The organism is Lentzea sp., from assembly GCF_036380075.1.
In the GTDB taxonomy this organism is placed as follows: domain Bacteria; phylum Actinomycetota; class Actinomycetes; order Mycobacteriales; family Pseudonocardiaceae; genus Lentzea.
This window is the reverse complement of sequence record NZ_DASVFL010000148.1, coordinates 1-7,592: the sequence shown is the minus strand read 5'-3', so window position 1 is coordinate 7,592 and position 7,592 is coordinate 1. Positions and strand designations below refer to the sequence as shown.

Sequence of the window (7,592 nt, the reverse complement as noted above, 5' to 3'; positions counted from 1 at the left end):
CTGGCCGACGACGGGCACGCCGTCGACCGAGGTGCCCGAACGGCCGCGGCCGTCGATCGTGCAGATCGCGTCCACGCGCCAGCCCAGGTGGGCGACGCGGCGCGTGCGGTGGATGAGGTCCTCGACGGTCTCCAGGTTGCCCGCGGCGAGGACGGAGAGCAGGAAACGGCCTTCGCTCCGGCCGCGGTGCAGCGGACGGCGCAGCAGGTAGCGCATGGGGAAGGCGACCAAGGCGACCGCGGGGACGACGACGAAGACCCACAGGCGGGCGCCGGGGATGTCGACGGCGAGCGCGCCGAGACCGAGCGCCACGACGGCGCCGAACAAACCCCGGCCGAGCCTTCGGAACTCCTCGGCCCCCTGCCCGAGCACCGTCGGGGTCCAGACGCGGTTGATCGCGAGCGAGCCCACGACGACAACCACCGTGAGTATGTCCAGCAGTGCAAGGGAAAGCGGGCCGAAGGCCGTGTGACGCATGCTCATGACCGCACCGGTCGCGATGACGACCAGGGCGACGGTCAGCACATCGGCGATGATCACGGCGTAGCGGTAGCGGCTTTCCCATCGGGCGACGGGAGGGTGCGTCTGTCTGTGTTCGGACAGCCGATTGAGCGTGGAGCGCGACCCGTCGACATCACGGGTGGCGCGGACCTGCTCATTCATCGTTTCTGATCTCCCCGGCTCAGCGGCGGTTCCGGACATGCACGTACGCAGGTCACCCCGAGGACCTTTGAGAAACGAATCTCCGGCACGGCCGCAGATGGATCGGCCGCCGAAGCTCGCAACCGGTGATTCGCCCCGTCCGGCATCGGCGTTACAGACCCTGGAAAAAAGTTTCCCCGGATCCCCAATACCGGACGTGACCCACGTCTCACCGCCTGAAAACCGTGGCCGTACAAGATGTTCCCGATGTCCAAAAGGGACATCAAAGGTGCCTGTGCCATGGGGAAAATCGATCAGGACAGGTCTTCAGACCCTAGACCGATCGACTGCGTTTGTGCATGTTCTTACCGCTGAACGGAGTAATGCGTTACGGCCGAACGGAAATGCGAACTTCATCACCGTTGACAACTACCACGTCACCCTTGCGCAACTGTGCGCCACGACGCAACTCCACAGCGCCGTTGACGTGGACTTCTCCGTCCTCGATGAGCTCTTTCGCGTGCCCGCCGTCCTCGGCCAGCGCCGCCAGCTTGAGGAACTGCCCTAGCCTGATCGGCTCTTCGGAGATCTCCACCGTCCGCATGAGTCCATCATCCCAGTAGGGCGCACCCCACCGCGCGCTCGGGGGCAGTCCCCAGCGCGATCGGGTGAAGACGTTGACACGCTTCAGACATGAAGAATTCGTGGGGGTACACCGCCTGGTTGGCGGTGTCAGGACTCGTCTGCGTGGCGATAACGATCTTCGCGGCGAGCGCGTACGTGACGCTGGACGCCGGCCAGGCGCGGCCGCCGCTGCACGGACCCGTGCATTACGGGCTTCTCGTGGCGCACATCTTCACCGGAACGGTCGCCGTCCTGGCGGGTGTACCGCAGTTCTGGCCGGGGCTGCGCGCGAGGCGTCCGGGGGTGCACCGGGCGCTGGGCCGCGTCTACTTCGCGGCCGTGCTGCCCTCGTCGGTTCTCGGGGTGGTGTGCGCACAGCTCTCACTGGCCGGTCTCGCGTCACAGGCACCGCTGACGGTGCTGTCGGTGCTGTGGTTCGCGACGGCCGTGGCCGGGCTCAGGACGGCCCGGCGGCGCCGGTTCGGCGCGCACCGCATCTGGATGATCCGCGGGTTCGCGCTGACGGGCGCCGCCGTGACCGGCCGGCTGTGGGGCCTGCTGCTCGGCGGGCTGCTGCCGGAAGCGGACGGGCTTCTGGTCTTCGCCACCGCGAACTGGCTGTCGTTCGTGGTGAACCTGCTGGTCGCCGAGTGGTGGATCCAGTCGCGGGGCTACACCCGCGCTTTGCCCTCGGCGGCGTTGAGCCCGAGCATCTCGAGCAGGTCGGCGCAGTCGAGCGCGTCCGTGGCGTGACAGGCCACGGTCCGTGCCGCCTTGCTGTTCTGGAGCGTGCTGTGCTCCTTCTCGAGTGCCTTGGCCTCGGCGAAGGTGCCGGTTTCGGGCTCGGCGATCGCGGGACGCGCCCAAGTCATGTCGTGCCTGCTTCCGCATCGGGGGATGAAGCCATCATGACAACGGGATCACCGAAACACCAGAACTTGTGCTTACCGTAATCGATCACCCACGCAGAGTGCGAACGCAGAAGGCGTTGCCCCGGCACCTTATTGATCTTCCGGTGCCGGGAACCCGCCTCACCTGCCGTACCGCAGCACGGACTCCACTTCGGTCACGAATGCAACCAGCCGCTCGTCGTCCACGTCGTCCGGCGTGGGTCCGTCCACCGCGAGGCGTTGCAGCGCAACGGAAGTGGTGGCGCTCTCCCGCGCGAGGCGGCGGAAGCCGAACGTGGCTTCGTAGAGCGACACCGCGGTGGCCAGGGCGGCCAGAACCGTTGCGGCGAAACCCCAAAGCGCCCTGCGCGGGCCGTCCGCCATCCCCACCGCCGCGGCCGCGGCGGCCGCGATGAAGAGCGCCGCGGCGATCGCGACGGTCCACGTGCGCGCGGCGGAGTAGCGCTTGCGGCCGCGTTCGAAGTGGTCGAGCCGGTCGGAGAACCGGTGGCGCAGATAGGCTTCGACGAACTGGGCCTGCCGCTGCTTGTCGCTCATGTCCTGACCACCTCGTGCTTGCGGTCGCTGACCGCGGCCTCCAGGTCCGCCACCTTGTCCTGGCGTTCTTCCTCCGTACCCGGCGACGGTGCCGCGAGGTGCGCGAAGTACAGCGCCCGCAGGCGTTCCGCGCGGTAGCGGGCCGTCAGGTACTTGTCGAGCGACTCCCGCTTGCGCGCCACGATCGTGATGGCCGCCGCGAACGCGCCGCCCGCCACGACGAGCACGCCGGGCCACGGTGTGTCCTTGAGCCACGTCTGCAACGCGGCGAACACCGTCGTCGTGAGGCCGCCGGCGATCGCCAGCACGGCCGTCAGCCGGTAGCGGTTCTGCTCGACGTCGGCCTGCGCGTCGAGCTCCTGGAACGCCGGTGCGACAACCTGGTTGGCGTCGTGGATGGCGTCGGCGAGCAACGGGTAGGCGACGACGAAACCGGGGTCGACCAGCGGACGCGGTTCCGGCGCCCGGTAGCGGACCTTGGGCCAGACCCTCGGCGGCCGGACGGGCTTCTCCTTGCCCAGCAACCGTTCCAGCGCCGTGACGGTCTTGGCGGGGCCTTCGTCGACGTGGACGACGAAGATCTTGCCGCTGCGCACGAGGACCGCGAGGTCGCCGGTGAGGTCACCGGTCGCGATGCGGTCGGCGAGACCGCCGGTGCCGGCGAGCACCAGCAACGGGTTGTCACCGCTGAGGTGGTCGACGACCTCCTTCTCGCTCTCGCCTCCGACGACGAGCGCGACGACCGGCTTCTTGTGCCGGACGGCATCGATCGTGCGGAACAGCACCGGCGTCGCGTCCGTCCACTCCGAACCGGGGACGACGACGGCGACGCTGTGGTTGGGTTCCAGCGCGACCTGACCGTTGGTGGAGGTTTCGGTGAGGTCGTGGACCTTGCTGCTCGGCGCGACCCCGATGACGACGGGCCAGCGCTGCTCGCACGCCTGCAAAGCCATGCCCAGCAAGTGGACAACGCCTCGGTCGGTGCCTTCGGTGACGAACACGGCGCCGTTGCGCGCCGCGGTCACGACGACGGATCTGAGCACCGGCAACAACTTCGCGGCGAGATCCGTCTCGATTTCCTGGGTGGAACCGAACACCGAGATCACGGTCCGGCCTCGGGGGAGACCGAGGGCCTTGGGTTTGATGTCGGCGTCCGGCTGGGACAGCCTTCTGACTGTCGGGCCGCCTGCTGTGGGCATGCCGCGCACCATAACGCCGTGATCCACCGAGGGCCAGAGCCGAACAGAGGTGTCTCAGGCCGCCCACACGCTCCCGACCAGCCGTTCCAGGTCGCTCAGGTCGTCGATCACGATCCGGGCACCCGCGCGGTGCAGCTCCTGCCTGGAGCTGCGGCCGGTGGCGACGGCGACGAGCCGCACCCCGGCGGTGACCGCCGCGCGGACGTCGTGCGGGGTGTCGCCGATGAGCACGACCTCGTCGGGGGTGAACGCGCGGAGGTGCCGGGCCCGTTCGCGGGCGAAGGTGACGAGCTCGGCGCGGTCGAGGTGCTCGTCGCCGAACGCGCTCACGTCCCAGTCGACGAGGTGCTCGAGGCCGAACGCCTCCAGCTTCAGGAGCGCGACGCTCCTGAGGTTCGCCGTCAGCACGCCCTGGTGCACCCGCGGGTCGCGGGCGAAGTGCTCCAGGGCCTCGCGGGCGCCGGGCAGCACCTCGGCGTGCACCGGGTAGTCGTCGCGGCGGACGTGGAACGAGTGCGCGAGCGCGTCGGCCAGCAGCCGGGAGGACTCGTCGGTGTGCTCGATGCCGTGCCCGCGCAGGACCTCGGCGATGACGTCCAGCTCGGTGCGTCCGCCGAGGTCGACGGCCCCGTCCAGCTCCCTGCCGAACGCGTCGGCGAACGCCTGGCGGTACATCTGTTTGCCGAAGCCGCGCGCCGTGACGAGCGTGTTGTCGACGTCCCACAGCACCAGCAGTTCGGGCCCGGTCACCGGACCACCACCCCTCCACCCGTAAAATGCCTGATCATGACCTCGATCGACCCCGCAGAGCTGGAAGTCTGCCTGCGCGTGCTTGCCCAGGTCGAGGACCTGCCCGCCGAGCACGACGACGCGGTGCGCGTCCGCCGGGCCACCGCGAAGATCTTCAAGGCCGCGAAGAAGTTCCGGAAGTCCGAGCGCAAGGCCGCCATCGTGGCCAACGACCGGGCCGTCACCGCGCTGACCGCCACCGGGTCGCCGGACCGCATCGACGACGAGACGCAGGGCCTGCCGCTGGTGTCGAACGCGGCCGGTGCGACCGCGGGCACGCTGCTGCGCGCGCGGTCCTGCTACACGTGCCGCAAGCGGTTCGTCGAGGTGGACGCCTTCTACCACAACCTCTGCCCGGACTGCGCCGCGTTCAACCACGGCAAGCGCGACGCCCGCGCGGACCTGACCGGCCGCAACGCCCTGCTGACCGGGGGCCGCGCGAAGATCGGCATGTACATCGCCCTGCGGCTGCTGCGCGACGGCGCGCACACCACGATCACCACCCGCTTCCCCAAGGACGCGGCGCGCCGGTTCGCCTCGATGCCGGACGCGGCCGACTGGATCGACCGGCTCAAGATCGTCGGCATCGACCTGCGCGACCCGGCCCAGGTGCTGGCGCTGGCGGACGAGGTGGCGGCGCACGGGCCGTTGGACGTCCTGATCAACAACGCGGCGCAGACCGTCCGCCGCTCCCCCGGCGCCTACGCGCCGCTGGCCGCCTCCGAGCACGAGGCGCTGACCGGCGACGCCCGCCGGCCGGAGCTGATCTCGTTCGGCGGCCACGGCCAGCTCGCCCTGCCCGGCACGGCCGTCCCCGAGGCGCACTCCGTGACGACGCTGGCGTTGATGGCGGGCTCGAAGGAGATCGACGCGGGCGGCCTGGTGCCGGACACCGCGGCGACGAACTCGTGGATCCAGAACGTCGACGAGGTCGACCCGGTGGAGCTGCTGGAAGTGCAGCTGTGCAACTCGACGGCGCCGTTCCTGCTGATCTCGCGGCTGCGCGCGTCGATGGCGAAGTCGGCGTTCCGGCGCAAGTACGTGGTGAACGTGTCCGCGATGGAGGGCCAGTTCTCCCGCGCCTACAAGGGTTCCGGGCACCCGCACACGAACATGGCCAAGGCCGCGCTGAACATGTTGACGCGCACGAGCGCCGAGGAGATGCTGCAATCCGACGGCATCCTGATGACCGCGGTCGACACGGGCTGGATCACCGACGAGCGGCCGCACCCGTTGAAGATGCGGCTCGCCGACGAGGGCTTCCACGCCCCGCTGGACCTGGTCGACGGCGCGGCGCGGGTGTACGACCCGATCGTGCGCGGCGAGGCCGGCGAGGACCTCTACGGGTGCTTCCTGAAGGACTACGCGCCTTCGCCCTGGTAGTGACGCACGTGTCCGAGGTACCCGTCGGACGCACCCAAACGAGCCCTTTCATCAGGTCACAGGCGTATTTGAACACCTGTTCGAGTACTCCTTTGTCATGAGGACTGTGTGGCGGGGAGCACTTCGGTTCGGGATGACGACGATGACGGTGCGGCTGGTCTCGGCCGCCACCGAACACCGCGGCAAGGTGCACCTGGTGCACCGCGAGGACAGCGGCCGCGTGCGGCACCAGCAGGTGTGCGGCGAGTGCTCGCTGCGCCTGACACCGGACGACATCGGGCGCGGCTACGAGCTCGACGACGGCCGCATCGTGCAGATCGACCCCGGCGACCTGCCGGCGCCGGAGGACGGCGTGATCGACGTGCAGCAGTTCGCGCCGCAGGTCGACCTCGACCCGGTCGCGCTGCACCGGCCGTACTACGTCGAGCCGGACGACCTGTCGGTGCGCTCGTACGTCCTGCTGCGGGAGACGTTGGAACGGGTGAAGGCCGCGGCGATCGTGAAGTTCGCGCTGCGGGGCCGCGAAACCCTGGCGGCCATCCGTCCGCAGCACGGAGTTCTGGTGCTGCACACGCTTCTGTGGCCCGAGGAGGTCCGGGAGCCGCACTTCGCGTTCCTGCACCGGGACACCGAGGTGCGGACCGGGGAACTGGCCGCCGCGGCGGCACTGGTGCGGGCGCAGACACGTCCGTTCAAGCCCCACGACTACCCGAACACGCACCACGAGGCGTTGCTGCACCTCGTGGAGGCGAACATCTAGTTCTTCCTGGTGGCGCGGGCGGACGACCCCCGTTTCGGGGATGAACGCGGGTCGTCCGCCCGTGCCGCCAGGGCACGCGCGCGGGGACTGATTAGCATCACTGTCCATGCTCGCCAGCCCGTCGGACCTCGTCGACCTGCTCGAATGCGAGCACCGCAGCTTCCTGGCGCGGGACGAGCGGCGGGGCGACCCGGCTGAGCTGCACCGACTGGCCGCCCGGACGGCCGCCGACATGCGTTCGGGCGAGGAGATCGTCGAGAACGCCGTGTTCTTCGACGGCGTGTTCCACTGCGAAGCGCAGACCCTGATCCGCACGCCCGACGGCTACGAGCCGTGCGACGTGGTGCCGGAGGCCACGCCGCTGGCCGTGCTGTCGCTGGTCGCGGCGGCGCAGGCGGTGGGGGCCGAGCGCGCGCATCTGGTCGTCGACGGGCACAGGACGTCGTTCCGGATCGCCGACTTCACGCCGTTGCTCGGCCGGTTGCGCACACGGCTCGCGAAGCCCGGACCCGCGCCGACGCGCTCCTGGGGTGACGTCCGGGCCGCGTGCACCGGCTGCCGGTTCGCCCGGCACTGCGCGTCGGGGCGCGAGGAAGCACGGGACCTGTCGCTCGTGGCCGGGTTGCGGACGGACCAGCGGCGGAAGCTGGTTTTAGCCGGTATTGACACGATCGACGCGCTTGCGGCCACCGAGGAACGGCCCGCCACCCTCTCTCCCGCGAGTTTCACGGCGCTGACGGCGCAGGC

The 7,592-nt window shown here is 69.8% G+C and carries 9 protein-coding genes and 1 pseudogene; 4 read left to right on the top strand and 6 right to left on the bottom strand.

Annotation, left to right across the window (positions count from 1 at the left end):
• Together VF330_RS17880 and VF330_RS17875 are read right to left on the bottom strand one after the other, a co-directional pair.
• A partial coding sequence (locus tag VF330_RS17880; RefSeq protein WP_414675394.1) for a nucleoside-diphosphate sugar epimerase/dehydratase occupies positions 1-702 on the bottom strand: 702 nt, incomplete at its 3' end.
• A 328-nt stretch (positions 703-1,030) separates the two neighbouring features.
• A complete protein-coding gene (locus tag VF330_RS17875) occupies positions 1,031-1,246 on the bottom strand; it encodes an RNA-binding S4 domain-containing protein (RefSeq protein ID WP_330852747.1) in 216 nt (71 codons plus the stop codon).
• 89 nt (positions 1,247-1,335) lie between these two features.
• Between VF330_RS17875 and VF330_RS17870 the strand changes: the two genes are divergently transcribed.
• Entirely contained in the window at positions 1,336-2,019 is a 684-nt protein-coding gene (locus VF330_RS17870; RefSeq protein ID WP_330852746.1) for a DUF2306 domain-containing protein, read from the top strand.
• Here VF330_RS17870 and VF330_RS17865 read toward each other — a convergent pair.
• From VF330_RS17865 to VF330_RS17850, 4 genes are all read right to left on the bottom strand, one after another.
• The gene (locus tag VF330_RS17865) at positions 1,938-2,138 is read right to left on the bottom strand and encodes a hypothetical protein (RefSeq protein ID WP_330852745.1); all 201 of its coding nucleotides are present in this window, start codon (positions 2,136-2,138) and stop codon (positions 1,938-1,940) included. The genes VF330_RS17870 and VF330_RS17865 overlap by 82 nt on opposite strands.
• Before the next feature lie 159 nt (positions 2,139-2,297).
• The gene (locus VF330_RS17860) at positions 2,298-2,714 is read right to left on the bottom strand and encodes an SLATT domain-containing protein (RefSeq protein WP_330852744.1); all 417 of its coding nucleotides are present in this window, start codon (positions 2,712-2,714) and stop codon (positions 2,298-2,300) included.
• A complete protein-coding gene (locus VF330_RS17855; RefSeq protein ID WP_330852743.1) occupies positions 2,711-3,913 on the bottom strand; it encodes a hypothetical protein in 1,203 nt (400 codons plus the stop codon). Before VF330_RS17855 ends, VF330_RS17860 begins: the two co-directional genes overlap by 4 nt.
• Before the next feature lie 54 nt (positions 3,914-3,967).
• The gene (locus VF330_RS17850; protein ID WP_330852742.1) at positions 3,968-4,663 is read right to left on the bottom strand and encodes an HAD family hydrolase; all 696 of its coding nucleotides are present in this window, start codon (positions 4,661-4,663) and stop codon (positions 3,968-3,970) included.
• A gap of 36 nt (positions 4,664-4,699) precedes the next feature.
• Here VF330_RS17850 and VF330_RS17845 point away from each other — a divergent pair, with 36 nt between their 5' ends.
• From VF330_RS17845 to VF330_RS17835, 3 genes and pseudogenes are all read left to right on the top strand, one after another.
• Positions 4,700-6,085: an SDR family NAD(P)-dependent oxidoreductase gene (locus tag VF330_RS17845; RefSeq protein WP_330852741.1), complete on the top strand. Its 1,386-nt coding sequence runs from the start codon at positions 4,700-4,702 to the stop codon at positions 6,083-6,085.
• A gap of 97 nt (positions 6,086-6,182) precedes the next feature.
• Positions 6,183-6,845: a Ku protein gene (locus VF330_RS17840; RefSeq protein ID WP_330852740.1), complete on the top strand. Its 663-nt coding sequence runs from the start codon at positions 6,183-6,185 to the stop codon at positions 6,843-6,845.
• 106 nt (positions 6,846-6,951) lie between these two features.
• Positions 6,952-7,592: pseudogene (locus VF330_RS17835) on the top strand (ATPase); the annotation flags it as partial.